At 59.6% G+C, this 17,234-nt stretch carries 16 protein-coding genes; 11 read left to right on the top strand and 5 right to left on the bottom strand.

Annotated elements, in window-relative coordinates; all coding sequences use genetic code 11:
- Window positions 1–86: 86 nt before the first annotated feature.
- The 3 genes from H8K11_09885 (at window position 87) to rnd (ending at window position 3,295) form a co-directional block, all read left to right on the top strand.
- Complete coding sequence (locus tag H8K11_09885; protein MCS6264055.1) at window positions 87–1,346, top strand: putative Na+/H+ antiporter; 1,260 nt, start codon at window positions 87–89, stop codon at window positions 1,344–1,346.
- 110 nt (window positions 1,347–1,456) lie between these two features.
- Window positions 1,457–2,086: a J domain-containing protein gene (locus H8K11_09890; protein ID MCS6264056.1), complete on the top strand. Its 630-nt coding sequence runs from the start codon at window positions 1,457–1,459 to the stop codon at window positions 2,084–2,086.
- Between the two features lie 3 nt (window positions 2,087–2,089).
- Window positions 2,090–3,295 (top strand): ribonuclease D, encoded by a 1,206-nt coding sequence (rnd, locus tag H8K11_09895; GenBank protein MCS6264057.1) that lies wholly within the window; start codon window positions 2,090–2,092, stop codon window positions 3,293–3,295.
- 10 nt (window positions 3,296–3,305) lie between these two features.
- On the opposite strand, the gene H8K11_09900 is transcribed toward rnd, so the two are convergent.
- Together H8K11_09900 and arsC are read right to left on the bottom strand one after the other, a co-directional pair.
- Window positions 3,306–3,515 carry a hypothetical protein gene (locus H8K11_09900; GenBank protein ID MCS6264058.1) on the bottom strand — a complete coding sequence of 70 codons (210 nt, stop codon included), beginning with the start codon at window positions 3,513–3,515 and terminating at the stop codon, window positions 3,306–3,308.
- A 115-nt stretch (window positions 3,516–3,630) separates the two neighbouring features.
- Window positions 3,631–3,981, bottom strand: a complete 351-nt coding sequence (gene arsC / locus H8K11_09905; GenBank protein MCS6264059.1) for an arsenate reductase (glutaredoxin) — start codon at window positions 3,979–3,981, stop codon at window positions 3,631–3,633.
- A 102-nt stretch (window positions 3,982–4,083) separates the two neighbouring features.
- On the opposite strand from arsC, the gene H8K11_09910 reads away from it, so the two are divergent.
- Complete coding sequence (locus tag H8K11_09910) at window positions 4,084–4,461, top strand: hypothetical protein (protein ID MCS6264060.1); 378 nt, start codon at window positions 4,084–4,086, stop codon at window positions 4,459–4,461.
- 160 nt (window positions 4,462–4,621) lie between these two features.
- Here the strand turns inward: H8K11_09910 and H8K11_09915 are convergent, their stop codons facing one another.
- On the bottom strand, window positions 4,622–5,011 hold the full coding sequence (locus H8K11_09915) for a hypothetical protein (GenBank protein ID MCS6264061.1): 390 nt from the start codon (window positions 5,009–5,011) through the stop codon (window positions 4,622–4,624).
- A gap of 3 nt (window positions 5,012–5,014) precedes the next feature.
- Complete coding sequence (locus H8K11_09920; protein ID MCS6264062.1) at window positions 5,015–5,242, bottom strand: hypothetical protein; 228 nt, start codon at window positions 5,240–5,242, stop codon at window positions 5,015–5,017.
- Window positions 5,243–5,474: 232 nt separating this feature from the next.
- On the opposite strand from H8K11_09920, the gene H8K11_09925 reads away from it, so the two are divergent.
- The 4 genes from H8K11_09925 (at window position 5,475) to H8K11_09940 (ending at window position 10,599) form a co-directional block, all read left to right on the top strand.
- Complete coding sequence (locus tag H8K11_09925) at window positions 5,475–6,608, top strand: citrate synthase (protein ID MCS6264063.1); 1,134 nt, start codon at window positions 5,475–5,477, stop codon at window positions 6,606–6,608.
- Window positions 6,609–6,897: 289 nt separating this feature from the next.
- Window positions 6,898–7,353 (top strand): Hsp20/alpha crystallin family protein, encoded by a 456-nt coding sequence (locus tag H8K11_09930; GenBank protein ID MCS6264064.1) that lies wholly within the window; start codon window positions 6,898–6,900, stop codon window positions 7,351–7,353.
- A gap of 239 nt (window positions 7,354–7,592) precedes the next feature.
- Complete coding sequence (locus tag H8K11_09935) at window positions 7,593–9,047, top strand: class II fumarate hydratase (GenBank protein ID MCS6264065.1); 1,455 nt, start codon at window positions 7,593–7,595, stop codon at window positions 9,045–9,047.
- Between the two features lie 181 nt (window positions 9,048–9,228).
- A complete protein-coding gene (locus H8K11_09940; protein ID MCS6264066.1) occupies window positions 9,229–10,599 on the top strand; it encodes an FAD-dependent oxidoreductase in 1,371 nt (456 codons plus the stop codon).
- A gap of 21 nt (window positions 10,600–10,620) precedes the next feature.
- On the opposite strand, the gene H8K11_09945 is transcribed toward H8K11_09940, so the two are convergent.
- Window positions 10,621–11,481, bottom strand: a complete 861-nt coding sequence (locus H8K11_09945) for an NAD(+)/NADH kinase (protein MCS6264067.1) — start codon at window positions 11,479–11,481, stop codon at window positions 10,621–10,623.
- A 286-nt stretch (window positions 11,482–11,767) separates the two neighbouring features.
- Here H8K11_09945 and H8K11_09950 point away from each other — a divergent pair, with 286 nt between their 5' ends.
- The 3 genes from H8K11_09950 (at window position 11,768) to hflX (ending at window position 17,224) form a co-directional block, all read left to right on the top strand.
- Complete coding sequence (locus tag H8K11_09950; protein ID MCS6264068.1) at window positions 11,768–14,197, top strand: ATP-dependent Clp protease ATP-binding subunit; 2,430 nt, start codon at window positions 11,768–11,770, stop codon at window positions 14,195–14,197.
- Window positions 14,198–14,445: 248 nt separating this feature from the next.
- Window positions 14,446–15,504 carry a tRNA (adenosine(37)-N6)-threonylcarbamoyltransferase complex transferase subunit TsaD gene (tsaD, locus tag H8K11_09955; GenBank protein MCS6264069.1) on the top strand — a complete coding sequence of 353 codons (1,059 nt, stop codon included), beginning with the start codon at window positions 14,446–14,448 and terminating at the stop codon, window positions 15,502–15,504.
- A 103-nt stretch (window positions 15,505–15,607) separates the two neighbouring features.
- The gene (gene hflX, locus H8K11_09960; GenBank protein ID MCS6264070.1) at window positions 15,608–17,224 is read left to right on the top strand and encodes a GTPase HflX; all 1,617 of its coding nucleotides are present in this window, start codon (window positions 15,608–15,610) and stop codon (window positions 17,222–17,224) included.
- Window positions 17,225–17,234: the final 10 nt, after the last annotated feature.

Raw genomic sequence — 17,234 nt, forward strand, 5'->3', positions numbered from 1 at the left:
GTACAGTACGCACATATTCTGATGAACCGGTTCGTCCGTGCGTCATCCCTCGTCGGGGTTCGCCGCGACCGCCCTGAAAAATCACCGTGACGCCAACCACAATCGAAATGATCGGGACCGCTCTGTTCGTCGTCGCGATCCTGCATACCTTTTCCACCGCATTTTTTGAGCACCTGGCCCATACAAGACCGGCGCATGCCGGGCTGTGGCACTTGCTGGGGGAAGTCGAAGTCGTCTTCGGCTTCTGGGCGCTCGTCCTCATCGCCGTCATGTTCGTCACGGATGGGCCGGCGGCCGCCACACAGTACCTCGACTCACGCAACTTCACGGAACCGCTGTTCGTCTTCGCCATCATGGTCATCGCGGGCACGCGCCCGATTCTGCATGCCGCCACGAGCGGAGTGCGGCTGCTCAGCAAGGCCCTCCCGCTGCCGCACAATCTGAGCGCCTATTTCACCATTCTGACACTGGTGCCGTTGCTGGGGTCGTTCATCACCGAACCGGCAGCGATGACCCTGGCCGCCCTGATGCTGCGCGACCGGTTTTTTCAGCACGGCCTGTCGAAACCCTTGAGGTATGCCACCCTGGGAGTGCTGTTCGTGAATGTTTCGATCGGCGGGACACTCACACCGTTTGCCGCGCCTCCGGTCTTAATGGTGGCCGGCACCTGGCACTGGGACTTCCCGTTCATGATGGGAAACTTTGGATGGAAAGCCGCAGTCGTGGTGGTCGTCAATGCGCTGGCTGCGGCACTGCTGTTCCGTAGGGAGCTCTGTCGAATCTCTGCAGAGGGCCGTGAAACGGCACATGGCAGGGTGCCCTTCACGATGGTCGTGCTGCACCTGGTGTTTCTTGGCATAGTGGTGCTCTTCGCCCATCACCCGGTGATGTTCCTGGGAGTTTTTCTGTTCTTCCTGGGTGTCGCCCAGGCTTACGAACGACATCAGGATCGTTTGATCCTGCGCGAGGGCTTACTGGTGGGATTCTTTTTGGCAGGCCTGGTCGTGATGGGCGGGCAGCAGCAGTGGTGGTTGCAACCGGTCCTGCTGAGCATGAGCAACGATGCAGTGTTTTTCGGGGCGACTCTCCTCACGGCCTTCACCGACAATGCGGCGCTGACCTATCTCGGGTCGCTTGTGGAAGGGTTGTCGGATGGATTTAAATACGCGCTGGTGGCCGGCGCAGTCACGGGCGGCGGCCTGACTATCATCGCCAATGCGCCGAACCCGGCCGGCGTGGCCATGCTTCGCGGCCACTTCGAGGATGAGTCCATCAATCCGCTGGGACTCTTCCTGGGTGCGTTGCCACCCACCATTCTCGCTGCGCTCGGGTTCTGGTGTCTGTAGGCTGATCCCTTTCCTGGCAGGATGCTCTGCTCTTATCGAAGCGCAAACGGTTGTGCTAAGATGCCCACGACCTTGCCGGAACCCTGGAGGTTCGCGCCCAACGAGGATTTGTGGCCTTTTCAACCAATCGCCTGTTTAAATATCAGCGAGGCATGCGACGGCGCATCGGTATGTTGCGCGCCAAGAATGTCGACAGCATGGAGTTTGCCGTCGATTTCATGATGCAGGAACGGGTCGACAGTTACTTCCGCATCGAACCTGGGCTCGAAGAAGTCGAACGGTCGCTGCAGCAGATCGAAGACGAATTGGATCTCGTGAAGGATGTCTCGGGCGCCATTCGGCTGGAGTCGCGATTGGAGTTCGTCGAAGACCGCTGGGACGAACTCGACAGCGAAGTGCGGGAACGTCCTCGCCGCCGGCGCCGCAAAATCAATCTGGCCGACTTCCTCAAGGCCGCGGGAGGGGAGGGAAGTCCCACCGGCGCGACCAATGAAGTCACCAATGCGTACGATGCCTACCAGATTCTGGGTCTCGAGTTCGGCACTCCGCTCGCCGATGTGACCACCTCCTTCCGTCAACGTGCCAAAGAATTGCACCCCGATGCGCGCAACGGCGACCGCAGTTCAGAACCAGAGCTCCGGCGCATCCTCGAAGCCTATCAATTCCTCAAAGAGTACTTGAGCCTGAGCAACACCGAACCGCCGATTTCACGCGGGGCGGAATATCGTCCCACTGAGTAACCCATGGCCACACTGGAACCGGATCAGACCTTCATTACCTCCGACGATGCCCTCGATGCCCTCTGTGATCAACTCCTCAACAGTTCGGTCATTGCCATCGATACCGAGTTTATGGGGGAGGAGCATTTCATCCCCCGCCTGGAGTTGATTCAGGTCGCGGCGGAAGGGGTGGCCGCGGTTATCGACTTTCCCGCCGTGCAAGAGACCGCGCCGATGGCCCGATTCTGGGAGCTTGTCTGCGATGCCCGCATCGAAAAGGTGCTGCATGCGGGACGGCAGGACCTGGAACTGTTCGCACACCATGCCGGGCGTCTGCCGAAGCCCTTTTTCGATACACAGATCGCCGCCGCCATGGTCGGGTACGGCGCGCAGACCGCCTATGCCAACCTGGTCCAGCGCGTCCAGGGCGTGAAACTCGACAAGGCCCATACATTTACGAATTGGAGCCAGCGGCCGCTGAGCCGCGAGCAGCTGGTCTATGCCCTGGACGACGTGACCTTCCTGCTCCCGGTGCACCGGCATCTCCGGCAGAAATTATCCGTGATGGGTCGCGCGGAATGGGTGGATGAGGAATTCGCCCGTTTGGAAGTCTCTCTTGGCGCACAGGCGCGGGACCCCCAGGAGCGGTATCAACGCATCCGTGGATGGGACAGCCTCAAACCACGCGCGGCCGGTGTCCTGCGCGACTTGGCGGCCTGGCGTGAAGGGGAGGCCCGGCGGCGCAACGTCCCGCGGGGACGAGTGATGCGTGACGAGGTGCTGGTGCAGCTGGCCCGTCAAACGCCGCGCACGCTGGATCAATTGCGCGGCATGCGGGGAATGTATTCGTCGGAAGTCGAACGGAACGGGCAGGCGCTGCTCGCCACCATGCAGCAGGCGCTGGCGCGACCGGAATCCGAATGGCCCGAGGTCCCACGCGATCGCAAGCCGGATCCCGAATCCACCGGCGTGCTGGAGCTGCTGCAGGCTGTGCTGAAGTCCCGTGCCTCTGTGGAGAACATCGCCCCCACGCTGATCGCCACCACCGGTGACTTGCAGGCCCTGGTCGAACGGGCGTCACCAGTGGAAGAAATGGACATCCCCGTGTTACGGGGCTGGCGACGGCAACTGGTCGGAGAAACACTCCTCAGCGTTCTATCCGGGGACCTGAAGGTGTGGATCGACCCGCAACTCGGCAAGCTCCGCTTCGGCCATCTCGATCACGCGTAACCTCCCCCGTCTACCGCGTCGCCCTTCCTGCGGTCTGAGCGCGGCTCTGAGTCCGACGCTCTTTCCACAATCCCAACAACAACGTCAGCAGGGCCAGACCGATTTCGTCGGCCAGCGGGATCACGTCCGGCACAATGATGTCCGCCAGGGTAAGGACGGCGAACAGCACAAAGAGAGACGGAAAGCGAAGGTTGAGCCGCTGCAGAATCCTCCCGAGCAACGACACGCGATCAACGGAACTGAATGCAAACATAGGCCCGGCCCTCCCTGATGTCGACCCGGCGCCGCTGCAGGAGCGTCTGCGGCAGCGCCAGGCTCCCACGTTTCTGAGAAGATCAGAGCATCTTGGTGATCGTGTCGGCCGGGCGCGCCAGCATGGCCTTATCGCCCTTTTCGACGAGCGGACGTTGAATCAAATCCGGATGCAGGACCATCAGGTCGAGCAGATGGTCCTCGCTCATTGCCGGGTCGGCCAGCTTCAGCGACTTGTAGAGATCTTCTTTCGTGCGCAGGACCTCGCGAGCCGTTAGTCCGGCTTTCTGGAGCAGGCCTTTGAGTTGGCTCTTTGTGAACGGTTGCTCATAATAATTGATCGCCTTGAACGGTTGGCCGCTCTCGCGCACGATCCGCACGGCCTCGCGACACGTCGAACAGGTGGGTTTCTGATAGATTGTGATCTCCGCCATGCTTTCAGCCTTGCTCCTTCTTCGTAGGTTCTCTTGACGCAAATTTTTGACCTGTGTTACATGGACACACGAGACTTCACCCTAGAGCGATACTGTTGACCTATGCCGATTTTCGGAACCGACACCAGCGATCAGGCCGGCAAATTTTCCTGTGCGTCAGCGACGCAACGCACCCTGAAAGATCTGCGCACCAAACGCAAGGGGCAGCCGGTGTTTGTCGTCGGGCACCGGCTGGAGCGGAAAGGCAAGGAAGCCACCTTTGAAGTGTTCAATGATCGCCTGGCCATCATTCGCTTCGATGACGAGGTCAAGCTAGGCTATGATCCCTTTGAACTCCTGCTCCCCACCGAGATCGACGAGCAAGGGGTGGCATACTTCGAAATCCGCACCTGCCGCCAGTGCGAGCAATTCTTTCCGCTCACGGCCGACGAATGCGACGCCGACGAAGAACCGACCGTCTGTCCCGACTGCGCATCCTAACGACCACCTCCCGGGATGCGCAAAAAGTCCGTCCTCCTGGTCCGTCGTTCGTGAAACCTCGATCGTCTTTCGTTTCAGCCCCATTGCAGTTCCCGACGAGATGCGCTTCACGTTTTACGGATGTCGAGAACGCCGCTGGCGGATTTTTTCCGCATCGTAACTAGTCTGCCAACGGGGCAATTTCCACCGCTTTTTTAATCAAGCAATCCCCGGCATACCCCTGCAGCGCCATCGGCAGCATACTGGCATCGAGCACCCGTGCCGAGGTGACTTTGAATCCGTCTCCCATCTTCATCCCTTCAAGCTTAAGGGCATGACAGACTTCCAGCGTGCGCCAGACGGGATTCCCGAGGATCAATTCTCCGGGCAGAAGTTTCAAGTCGGAGACGGCGCCATCAAGCAGCGCCTTGGCCGACACGCGCGACCTGTCTTTCGGCACATCGCTGACGACGGCAAACACGACCGTGTCGTCATCGGCCCAGACCGGGACGAACAGACTCAGTGTCAGCGATGTCACAATTCCCCACGTCCGCAAGCGGAACCAGCTCATGCCTCACCTCGTGGTTGCGTACGGAGACTGATTGGAAGGGATCCGGCGATCAGCGGACGGGGCTTCTGCGGGCGCGACCGGGATCGATCCGGCGCCGGGTCCGCCGTGACTCAAGGTGCTGCGCCCGATGCGTGGTTCAACCGGAGAGGCTGCCGGTCGTTCATCGCGCCCGAGCATGAACAAGGCCACGCCCAACACCAGAAGCCCGAGTAGGATAAGGATCCGTGTCACACCGCTCACTCAATGCCTCACAACGAGTCACACGTCGTTCAGTGAGTATGCCAAGCGGGCCGCACCAATTCAAGGTGAGAGCTGAGTCGGCACCGTGGATCATGGTAAGCTCAGCCAGGCACGTGTGTGGACAGTGGCGTCGAAGCAGCGGCACGCGGGAGGACATCTCCAGGCGCCGGATGCATACGTGGTGGGTCATCATTCGTGTTGTTGAAGAGAGGAGAGGGAGACTATGCCGCACGACTTCATGCCGGGGCTTGCCGGTGTTCCTGCCGCAAAATCAGCGATCAGCGATGTCGATGGAACGCGAGGAGTACTTGAATATCGCGGCATCCGCGTTGAGGAACTCTGCCAGCACTCGTCGTTTCTCGAAACGAGTTATCTGCTGCTGTTCGGTCGATTGCCGACTGCGCCTGAGCTCACACAATGGGTGGATGACGTCACGCATCACCGGCGCATCAAATTTCGCATCGTCGATCTATTGAAGGTGATGCCCGAGCATGGGCACCCCATGGATGCGTTGCAGGCGGCCGTCGCGGCACTCGGCATGTTCTACCCGGGCCGCAATGTGAAGGACGTGGCCAACAACTACTGGTCGGCAGTCCGACTGATCGCCAAACTCCCCACCATCGTAGCCGCCTGGGCGCGCCTGAGACGCGGAGACGAGTACATCCCGCCGCGGGACGATTTGCCGTTTTCCGATAACTTTCTCTATATGCTGACCGAAACCGTTCCGCATCCGCTGTGGAGCGAAGTCTTCGACGACTGCCTGATTCTGCACGCCGAACACACCATGAACGCCTCGACCTTTGCCGGCATGGTGACGGCTTCCACCCTGGCCGACCCGTATACCGTAGTGGCCTCCTCGATCGGCGCGCTGAAGGGCCCGCTGCACGGCGGCGCGAATGAAGAGGTCGTGATGATGCTGAGAGAAATCGGCACCCCGGCTCAAGCCCGCGCGGCAGTCGAAGCCAGGCTGGAAGGGAAACACAAACTCATGGGGTTCGGGCACCGGGTCTATAAGGTGAAAGATCCGCGCGCGACCGTGCTGCAGGACCTCTGCATGCGTCTCTTCAACGTCTGTGGAACGTCTCCGCTGTATGAAGTGGCGGTGGCGGTGGAGCAACTCGCGGGTGAGCGACTGACGGACAAAGGGATTTACCCGAACGTCGACTTTTACTCCGGTATCATCTACGACAAGATGGGCATCGAGGTGGATCTCTTTACGCCGCTGTTCGCCATGGCGCGAGTGAGCGGGTGGCTGGCGCATTGGCTGGAGCAATTACGGGAGAACAAACTCTATCGGCCCGACCAGATCTATTCCGGCGAACATGACCGGCACTATGTGCCGATCGACAAGCGGTAGTGGAGTGACGGTTACTCCGTGCGACCGATGAACCACCACAAGACAATCGATGTCACAAACATGATACCGCCGAGCAGCGCATAAGACATGTATTCCAGCATGGTCATCGCCTCCCTGTGTGAAGGGGGCTACTAAATAATGCCGGGGGTCCCAATGTCAAGACCCCGTCGCCGACTTTAACTCTTCCGGCCCGGGCCTTGACTTCAGCAGCGTGGATATTACCTCCTTTCTAGTACGTAGGATGTTCCAAGTGAACGGCGTCAACACATCCACACAAGGAGGTTCCACCATGGCGATTGTACGATGGGATCCGTTCAGGGAATTGGAGGAGATGTCCGACCGGTTGAACCGGATGATTGCACGACCCTCAACCGGTACGCCTACCGGGCAGGGGAAGGAAGTCATGACCGTTGCCGACTGGACCCCGACCGTCGACATCAGCGAAACCGAAAGCGAGTATGCCATTAAGGCTGAGCTTCCGGAGGTGAAAAAGGAAGATGTGAAGGTCACGGTCGAAGATGCGGTCCTCACCATTCAGGGTGAACGGAAACAGGAAAAGGAAGAAAAGGGCAAGAAGTACCATCGTATCGAACGGTCCTACGGTCGGTTTGTACGGAGCTTCACCCTTCCCGATTCGGTCGACGAGAGCAAGGTGAGGGCAGAGTATGCGGATGGTGTTCTGCACCTGCATCTCCCGAAATCGGAGAAGGCGAAACCGAAACAGATCGACGTCAAGATCTCCTAACGAGATCCGATACCATGAGAAGGAAGGCCCGCCCCCGGCGGGCCTTTTCTTTTTCACCATCCCGCCTGCCATCGCATCACCATCTCACCGCCTCACCGTCGGCCCGGGCCGCTTGGTTCACGGACAGGTGAGCGCAATTTCCACTCCCGGACGCAGCCATGCTTGTGCTTCCGCACGGGGACCGTTTAAGATGCGCGGCTCCAGCACGTCAACCGCCAGGTAATCGAGGAGACCCGACGATGAAGAAAGCTTCGCGCACAACCGGCACCGCCGCATCCATGACCACCTCCACGCGCATGGAGCGCGACACGATGGGAGAACTGCCGGTTCCCTCCAATGCCTATTATGGGGTCCAGACCGCCCGCGCGATCGAGAACTTCCCGATCAGTTCGCTTCGTATTCCCCGCGCCATGATCCGGGCCATGGGACTCATCAAACGCGCCGCCGCCTCGGTGAACCACTCGTTGAAACTGCTCGACAAGAAACCGGCCGACGCCATCGTTCGGGCCGCCACCGAAGTGGTGGAGGGGCGCCTGGATGCCGAATTCCCGGTCGATATTTTCCAAACCGGCTCCGGCACCTCGACCAATATGAACACCAACGAAGTCATCTCCAACCGGGCCACGGAACTGCTCGGCGGCGCCAGAGGCAGCAAACTGGTGCACCCGAACGACCATGTGAACCTGGGCCAATCCAGCAACGACGTGGTTCCGACCGCCATCCACATTGCAGCCTCGGAAACGATCCAACGGCAATTGATTCCCGCGCTCACCCGGCTGCAGAAGGCGCTCAACGGCAAAGCCCGCGAGTTCGATAAGATCGTCAAGATCGGCCGGACCCACTTGCAGGATGCAACGCCGGTCCGGTTGGGACAGGAATTCGGCGGCTATGCCAGACAGATCGAGCTGGGCATCGCACGGATGAAGCGGGCTCAGGCGGCCCTCAGCGAAGTAGCCCTGGGAGGCACCGCCGTCGGCACCGGACTCAATTGCCATCCGAAATTCGCCGGCAAGGTCATGGCCATCATTTCGAAGGAAACGGGCTGCGCTTTCAAGGAAGCCGTCAACCACTTCGAAGGACAGTCCGCCCAGGACTCATTGGTCGAGGCCAGCGGGGAATTGCGCACCCTGGCGGTCAGCTTGATGAAGATCGCCAACGACATTCGCTGGCTCGGGTCAGGTCCGCGCTGCGGACTCGGCGAGATCAATCTTCCGGAAACCCAGCCTGGCTCCTCCATCATGCCGGGCAAAGTCAATCCGGTCATTGCGGAATCCGTCACCATGGTCTGCGCCCAAGTGATCGGCAATGACGTCACGATCACCGTGGGAGGCCAGGCGGCTAATTTCGAGTTGATCGTGATGCTGCCGGTGATGGCCTACAACCTGCTGCAATCCATCGAGCTGCTGGCAACGGCCTCGACAAACTTTGCGGTGAAATGCATCGAAGGCATCAAGGCCAACGAGGAACGCTGCAAGAGCTTGATCGAGGAAAGTCTCGCCATGTGCACCGCGCTCGCCCCGGTGATCGGCTACGAGGCGGCCGCAAAACTTGCCAAGGATGCCTATAAGTCCGGCAAGACCGTCAGGGAGGTGGCTCGTGAACAAAACGTGTTACCGGAAAAACGACTCAGCCAGCTCCTCGATCCATGGCGCATGACGCAAGCCGGCGGACCGGTCGGCAGTGCAGGCGGGTAGGCGACTGCCGGACCGGCTCATCGGGCGTGACAATCCGCCAGAGGGTGGTTCACCGGGGCGGTCGGCGATTTTGACAGCCCGAGGAACCCTGTGCTAACGTGCGCAAAATTTTTAAACTTTCGACCGTTCGACGGTCTTCGTCATTAATAATTCACTTTCGATATAGATTGAAGGGTAGATAATGAGCGCAACCGGTTCTGAGACAAGCGGGCATGTCGTCATCGTCGTGGGCGCAGGCCCGGCTGGAATGGCCCTGGCCAAGAAGATGGCGGATGCAGGCCACGAGGTCATCATTCTCAATCGCGACATCAAGTTCGGCGGATTGGCCGAGTACGGGATCTTCCCCAGTAAGCTCAAGCTGCGCGGCGGGTTGAAGAAGCAATATTGGGAGATGCTCGAGCAGCCCAATGTCCACTACTTCGGCAACGTCTCCGTCGGGCAGGGGAAGGACCTCACGGTTGAAGATTTGCGCGGATTGGGTGCCAGCGCCGTCGCCTTTTCGATCGGCGCGCAGGGGACCAAAGCCATTGGGGTCGAAGGAGATTCCGCCAAGGGCGTATTTCACGCCAAGGACGTGGTCTACCACTTCAACCGCCTGCCTGGCTTCGGCGACCGTCCGTTCGACATGGGAAAACATGTCGCCATCATCGGCGTCGGCGACGTCATGGTCGACATCGCCCACTGGTTGATCAAGTATAAGAAGGTGGAGCGCGTCACCGCCATTGCCCGCCGGGGGCCGGTCGAGCGCAAATACAACCCGAAAGAAATCCGGGCCGTCTGCACCAACATGGATCAGGACGGCATCGCCACAGAGTTCGCCCGCATCAAGGACCGGCTGGCCGCAGTCGGTCAGAATGCCGACGAAGTGCTGGCGAGCATGACCTCAGAATTCACCAAGTGTGAACCGACGGGCAGCCCCTCCAAGATGGGATTTCGCTTTCTCGCCTCTCCTAAACGTGTGCTGGTCGACGCCAACAATCGCGTCCGCGCGCTTGAGATGGAAGAAAATAAGCTGGAGCCGAAAGGGGACGACACTGCCGCCGTCGGACTCAAACAATTGTACGAGTTTCCGGTCGACAGCGTGGTGTTCGCCGTGGGCGACCGGGTGGATGAAACCGTGGGGCTCCCCTATAAGAACGGCGTCTACGTCACCAACCCGAACAAGACCGGAAACGATCCGGACGATTCCCTCTTTCAAGCGTATGACGAGAAATCAGGACAGATCGTTGAAGGCGTCTTTCTCGCCGGATGGGCCCGCAAAGCCAGCGAAGGTCTGGTGGGTATCGCCAAGCGGGACGGGGACTGGTGCGCGGAAGTAATCACCCGCTACCTGGCGACTCAAACGACACGCTCACGGGGAACGATGGATGGAGTGCTCGCGAAACTTCACACCATCCTCAAGGAGCGAAAGAGCCGGCCGGTGGACCTCGAAGGACTCAAGGTGCTGGATGCAGTGGAGAAAGCGCATGCCGCCTCTCCCGACGCGATCGGGGAGTTTAAGTTTGCATCGAACGCCGACATGTTGGCCCACATCGAACGGGGGCGCGGCTAGCCGCGCCCCACTCGACATTCCTTACCCGTCGCCCCATTTCAGCTTTTCCCGCAGCACCTCATAATAGCTACTTTCCGGGAAACGGATCAGTCTGGTCATGTGCTCGAAAGCCCGGATCTCCACCGTGTCGCCCTGGGTCAACGCGACTCCCACCTGGCCGTCGAGTGTCGCCATCGCCCCATCATCCTTACTGGTCAAAGCCACTTCGATTTCTGCAGTGGCGGGCACAATCAGCGGTCGATGCGTGAGTGTGTGGGGGCAGATCGGCGTCAGGATCAATGACGGAACCGCCGGGCTGATGATAGGACCGCCGGCTGACAGCGAGTACGCGGTCGATCCCGTCGGCGTGCTGATGATCAACCCGTCTCCGCGCAGGTTCGTGACGAACTGCCCCTGAATCGAGATCTTGAGTTCGATCATCCGCGCGAGCGTGCCTTTGCTGATGACGACATCGTTTAAGACGACTCCGCGGGCGACCGTTTCGCCGTGCCGGTGCACGTGCGTCTTCAACATCAGTCGCTCGTCGAGCACGAAGTCGTTGGCGAATACCCGCTCAAGCGACGGGTATAAATTCTCCAAGACAACTTCGGTCAAGAATCCAAGGCCGCCCATATTCACACCGAGAATCGGAATGCCGCGCTCGCCGGCCAATCGCGCCGCATTGAGCATCGTGCCGTCGCCCCCCAACACAAGCAGGACATCGGCCTTGCTGGCGAGCTGTGGCTTTTGAAACCCGCCTTGCTCGCCAAGCAAAGTCGTGGCGGTCGTATCCAAGAGCACGTCGATGTTCCGGGAACGAAGCCAAGTGACCACGGCCTGCACGGTGCTTTTCACTTCCGGAAATTTGGGTTTCGTCAGAATTCCGATGCTTTTGCTTTTCATAAGTAGGACCGCGATGCGCTGAGATGAGGTGCGGGTCGAAAGGTGCGGGATTGTATCGGGATGATTCTTTGACTGTCAAACAACCGAGCGACAGTACTCGACAAAACCCAGTCGCGTACACATGCGATTCACCAGTCGTAGCGCGCCGTTCGCGATTCGCTCAATACCTTGACACCCCATATTGTGGTAGTTAGAATCACATCATCAGTATTTTCGAGCCTTTGAATTGCATCAATTCACTCAGCTAAGGCTTCTCTTACAGACCCCATCACCATAAGGAGGCGGGATGTTCGAACGGTTCACGGACAAGGGTCGCAAGATCATCATCCTGGCACGTGAAGAAGCCGAGCGCCATCAGAACGATTACCTGGGCACCGAGCACCTGGTGTTGGCCATCCTTCGCGAGACGGATGGGATTGCGCTGATGATCCTCAAGAAAATGGGGCTTTCCACCGAGCAGATTCGGCTTGAAATCGAGCGGAATCTCCCGGGCGGGGGCACAACGATGACCTTCGGGGAAATTCCTTTCAGCCCGCGGGTCAAGAAAGTCATCGAGTACGGGGTGGAAGAAGCCCGCTTACTCGGTCATAACCACATCGGCAGCGAACATCTGCTGCTGGGTCTCCTTCGGGAGGAAGAAGGCATCGGCGGAAAGATTCTCCGGAGTCTGGGCGCCAACCTCCTCACCGCCCGGCAACTCACTGTGACCTTCCTGCGTAAGTCTGCCCCGCGCGAGCGGGATCGCAAGAGCAACACACCGGCACTCGACGAGTTCGGGCGCGACCTGACCCAGCTGGCCCAAGAGGGGCAGTTGGACCCGGTTATCGGTCGCGCGGATGAAATCGAGCGCGTCCTGCAGATTCTCAGCCGCCGATCGAAAAACAATCCGGTGCTCATCGGCGAATCCGGCGTGGGAAAGACAGCCATCGTCGAAGGACTCGCACAGCGTATCATCGCGTCGGAAGTCCCGGACAATTTGCTGTCCCGTCGCGTTATCGCACTCGACCTGGGCTCGCTGGTGGCCGGCACGAAATACCGCGGCCAGTTTGAAGAGCGACTCAAGGTCGTGATGAAGGAGATCGTGCAGGCCGGGAACATCATTATCTTCATCGACGAATTGCATACGTTGGTCGGGGCAGGGGCGGCAGAAGGCTCGATCGATGCCTCCAACATGCTCAAGCCGGCGTTGTCCCGCGGTGAGATTCAATGCATCGGCGCCACGACGCTCGACGAATACCGTAAACACATCGAGAAGGACGGCGCGCTCAAACGTCGCTTCCAACCCATTCACGTACAGCCGCCCAGCACGGATGAAACGGTGCGGATCATCCAGGGTTTGCGGGACCGGTACGAGGAACACCATGGGGTGGAAATTACGGAAGACGCTATCGTGGAGGCCGTTAAGTTAGCGGATCGTTATATTACCGACCGGTTCCTGCCGGACAAGGCGATCGATCTGATCGACGAAACCGGATCGCGGGCGAAGTTGCAGACCTACGCGCTGCCGACTGAACTCAAAGCGCTGGAGCAGGAGCTCAAGAAAATTTCTCGCGATAAAGAGCTGGCGATCTCAATGCAAAACTTCGAGGAAGCCGTCCGCCATCGCGAAGAAGAAGAGCGTCTGCGAAAGCTCCTCGATGAGTCCAAGCGGGAGTGGAAAAAGAATCAGGAGAAACACAAGCCGACCATCGGCAAGGAAGAGGTCGCCTATGTCGTGTCGAAGATGACCGGCATTCCGCTCTTTAAGTTGGAAGAAGAAGAATCCAATAAACTGCTCCGCATGGAAGAATTCCTCCACAAGCGGGTCATCGGACAGAACGAGGCTATTTCGGCGGTGGCGCGTGCCATTCGTCGATCCAGAGCGGGTCTCAAGGAAGCGAAGAAACCCATCGGGTCCTTCATTTTCCTCGGCCCGACCGGTGTCGGAAAGACGGAATTGGCGAGGACGCTGGCGGAGTTCCTCTTCAACAGCGAAGACGCGCTGATCCGGATCGATATGTCCGAGTATCAGGAAAAGTTTACGAGTTCGCGCCTCTTCGGAGCCCCTCCCGGATACGTCGGCTACGAGGAAGGCGGACAGCTCACTGAAAAGGTTCGACGCCGTCCCTATTCGGTCGTGTTGTTCGACGAAATCGAGAAAGCGCATCCGGATGTGTTCAACGTCCTGCTGCAGGTGCTCGACGACGGTGTTCTCACGGACAGCCTGGGCCGAAAAGTCGACTTCAAGAACACGGTCGTGATCATGACCTCGAACATCGGCACGAAGATGATCCAAAAAGGCGTGTCGCTCGGATTCCAGAATGATGAAAAGGGCGGACAGGCCTTGCGTCGTAAGGAAGACGTGATGGGAGAACTCAAGCGTTCGTTCAGTCCGGAGTTCTTGAACCGGATCGACGAAATCGTGATCTTCCATTCCCTGGAGAAGGAACACTTGATCCACATCCTGGATATCCTGCTGCACGAGCTGAATCTCCGCCTGATCGACAAGAGCGTCAGCATCGAGGTGGACGACGAAGTGAAGCAGTGGCTCATCAAGGAAGGATACGAACCGCTCTACGGTGCGCGCCCGATGCGTCGTATCATCCAACGAGCCATCGGCGATCCCCTGTCTGAAGAACTCATCAAGGGTCGCTTCAAGGAGAACAGGAAGATCAAAGTCGTACTGCGCGACGGCGCGCCGGCCTTCATCGAGCAAGAAGCGATGGCAGGCGTCTAGCGCGAGCGGAGAACGTGACGAGAGGATCGACTCTTCGTTGAGATCCTAGAGACCACCCGGCAACCCCCGCGGTCCGCAACCGGATCCGGGGGTTGTCCCATTTTACGGCAGGATCAGTTGTTGACCAAATTTCCTTACGAGCAGCACCCGTCACAGTGCGCGTCCACTGCGCCTGATCTCGCCCCGTGGAATGGCGCGCCCATGCATAACCAGGTTCACACGCCGTCACCCTGTCGGCGGTTTTCCCGATGAAGCCTCCTGCATCCACGACGATTCTCGGCATTGAAACGTCCTGCGACGAGACTGCCGCAGCGGTGCTCGACGGTGAAGGGCATGTCCTGGCCAACGTGATTTCTTCCCAGCAAACCGTCCATGAACGGTTCGGCGGGGTGGTGCCTGAATTAGCCTCGCGTGCTCATATTCAGAATGTGGATCACGTCACACGTCGGGCTCTGGACGCAGCGGGCCTCACCTGGCAGGATCTCGGCGCCATCGCCGTCACCCAAGGTCCAGGCCTGGCCGGCGCCCTGCTGGTGGGGATCAGTTATGCCAAGTCCTTAGCCTACGCGCTGGGCATTCCACTGGTCGGCGTGAGTCACCTCGAAGGCCACATCGCTTCAGCCTGGATCGACCGCCCGTCATTCCCCAGGACCTGCGTAGTCTTGATCGCCTCGGGCGGGCACACGCATCTCTTCCACGCAAAGGACGATGGCGGCTTCCACTTGATGGGACGAACGATCGACGATGCAGCAGGCGAAGCATTCGATAAGGGGGCGCAAATGCTCGGGCTCGGATACCCGGGTGGACCGCTCATCGACGCGGCGGCCAGAAAGGGCAGTCCGACGGCCGTGCGATTTCCCCGATCGCGCGTGAGAACCGGCCAACTGGATTTCAGCTTCAGCGGTCTCAAAACGTCCTTGCTCTATCATCTCCAGCGCATGGATCAGCAAGCCATCACCCGACAACAGGCCGACCTGGCCGCCGGGTACCAGGAAGCGATCGTGGACGTATTGGTCCGCCAGACTTTCGCGGCCGTACGACAGGCAGGGGTCTCAGCCCTCGCCGTCGTCGGCGGCGTCTCAGCGAATTCCAGGCTGCGAGCACGATTGGCGGAGAGGGCAGGCGAGGAGGGGATTGAATTGGGCCTCCCGGCACTCTCATACTGCACAGACAATGCGGCCATGATTGCGGCGGCAGGGCAGCGGGCACTGGAGCAGGGCAGGCTGGCATCATTCGAGTGCGAGGCGATGCCGAACTATGCGTTGCCGGCAGCGGCGGGCGGCGCAACGATGCGTCGTAAATCCTAACCTTCGAGTATCAAGGAGCACCACCATCCCTACCATTCACGGTCACGTCACCGGCCTCAAAGCCAGTCACCTCGCGGCATTGGAGCGACTCTATCGACGACGTGTGCCGCCCTCACTCGTTCTCACGGCCGAGCTCGCGCGCACGACCAGTCAGTTGACGCGGGAGATTCGACGTCCCATCGGCCTCCTGATCACTCGCCGCGGTGTCATCGAACAGGTACTCGTGGGAGCCGGTTGCGCGCCGACCTTTGAATCGCTGGCGAAGTTCAGAGTCGGATCGCATGCCCTCCGCGGTCTCCGGTTGATTCGCACACATCTCCACGATGACCCGTTGAGCCAGGACGATTTGACCCATCTGGCGCTCCTGAGATTGGACCTGATCGGAGTCCTGGGAGTAGACGAAACGGGCGAACCCAGCCGGCTGCATCTGGCGCATCTTCTCCCACCCAATCAGCAGGGAGAAGTCTGCCGACTCCTGAAGCCGGTTCCGTTCCATGATCTCGAACTTCAACTGGACATCTTCCTCCATGGGCTCGATAGCGATTTGCAGCGAGCGGACAGCACCCATGACGTCGCCGGAGGGAGCGAATCCGCCATTCTGGTCAGCGCGGCTCCCAGGAGTCACGCCGAGCAGCAAGAGCATTTGGAAGAACTGAATGAACTGGCCGAATCCGCCGGGGTCCGCGTGCTGGATCGCATCGCCCAGCGCACCCACGAAGGCTTCGAGCGATACTTGCTCGGAAAAGGCAAACTGAAAGAGGTGGTGATGCGCGCGCTCCAGAAGGGAGCCGACCTCGTGATCTTCGACCAGGATCTCGCCCCGGCGCAAGCCCGCGCCATTTCCGAGGTGACGGATCTCAAAGTGATCGATCGCACGCAACTCATTCTGGATATTTTCGCCCGGCGTGCCCATACCCGCGAAGGCAAAGTTCAAGTGGAGCTGGCGCAGCTTCGGTATCTCCTGCCGCGACTGTCCGGACATGGTACCTCGTTGTCGCGACTTGGAGGCGGAATCGGTTCTCGCGGCCCCGGTGAAACCAAGCTGGAAACCGATCGCCGCCGCATCCGCGATCGCATCGCGCACTTGGAGCGGGAAATCGATGACGTGGCCCGCCATCAAGATCAACGCCGATCCCGACGTGTGCGCCAGGGGCTTCCGATCCTGTCCATCGTCGGCTACACCAATGCAGGCAAATCGACGCTGCTCAACTCCCTGACCCAGAGTCAGATCCCGGCCCAGGATCGGCTCTTTGAAACCCTCGACACGACAAGCCGCCGCCTTCGTTTTCCTCATGACCGCGAAGTCATCGTGACTGATACGGTAGGGTTCATCCGGGATCTCCCCAAAGATCTGGTGGGGGCCTTCCGCACCACGCTGGACGAATTGCGGGATGCCGACCTGCTCCTGCATGTGGTCGATGCGTCGGCCCCCAACGTCGATCAACAAATCACCGCCGTCGAAACCGTCCTGCAATCGCTCAACTTGGATATAATTCCCCGCGTGATGGTCCTGAACAAGTGTGACCGCCTCTCGGCACACGAAGCCGGCGTCCTCTGCGAGCGGTATCACGCGATCGGAATCTCGGCGCCGAACCGTGAGACGCTGCGTCCGTTGATCGCGCACCTCGAAACCCTCTTGCCCGCCGTCCCGACATTCCCGGGACAGGAGGAAGATCTCGACCAGCCACCCCAGGACCTGGCGCTTGCATCTCACTCCTGACCTCTGCACA

Source organism: Nitrospira sp. (genome assembly GCA_024998565.1).
Classification (GTDB): Bacteria; Nitrospirota; Nitrospiria; order Nitrospirales; family Nitrospiraceae; genus Nitrospira_A.

What these genes read in the sequence shown, in the direction of transcription:
- H8K11_09925 (MCS6264063.1), top strand. Translation starts at nt 5,475, where the DNA reads ATGCCGCACGACTTCATGCCGGGGCTTGCCGGTGTTCCTGCCGCAAAA.
- tsaD (MCS6264069.1), top strand. Translation starts at nt 14,446, where the DNA reads ATGAAGCCTCCTGCATCCACGACGATTCTCGGCATTGAAACGTCCTGC.
- H8K11_09915 (MCS6264061.1), bottom strand. Translation starts at nt 5,011, where the DNA reads ATGAGCTGGTTCCGCTTGCGGACGTGGGGAATTGTGACATCGCTGACA.
- H8K11_09945 (MCS6264067.1), bottom strand. Translation starts at nt 11,481, where the DNA reads ATGAAAAGCAAAAGCATCGGAATTCTGACGAAACCCAAATTTCCGGAA.
- H8K11_09930 (MCS6264064.1), top strand. Translation starts at nt 6,898, where the DNA reads ATGGCGATTGTACGATGGGATCCGTTCAGGGAATTGGAGGAGATGTCC.
- arsC (MCS6264059.1), bottom strand. Translation starts at nt 3,981, where the DNA reads ATGGCGGAGATCACAATCTATCAGAAACCCACCTGTTCGACGTGTCGC.
- H8K11_09940 (MCS6264066.1), top strand. Translation starts at nt 9,229, where the DNA reads ATGAGCGCAACCGGTTCTGAGACAAGCGGGCATGTCGTCATCGTCGTG.
- H8K11_09950 (MCS6264068.1), top strand. Translation starts at nt 11,768, where the DNA reads ATGTTCGAACGGTTCACGGACAAGGGTCGCAAGATCATCATCCTGGCA.
- rnd (MCS6264057.1), top strand. Translation starts at nt 2,090, where the DNA reads ATGGCCACACTGGAACCGGATCAGACCTTCATTACCTCCGACGATGCC.
- H8K11_09935 (MCS6264065.1), top strand. Translation starts at nt 7,593, where the DNA reads ATGAAGAAAGCTTCGCGCACAACCGGCACCGCCGCATCCATGACCACC.
- H8K11_09910 (MCS6264060.1), top strand. Translation starts at nt 4,084, where the DNA reads ATGCCGATTTTCGGAACCGACACCAGCGATCAGGCCGGCAAATTTTCC.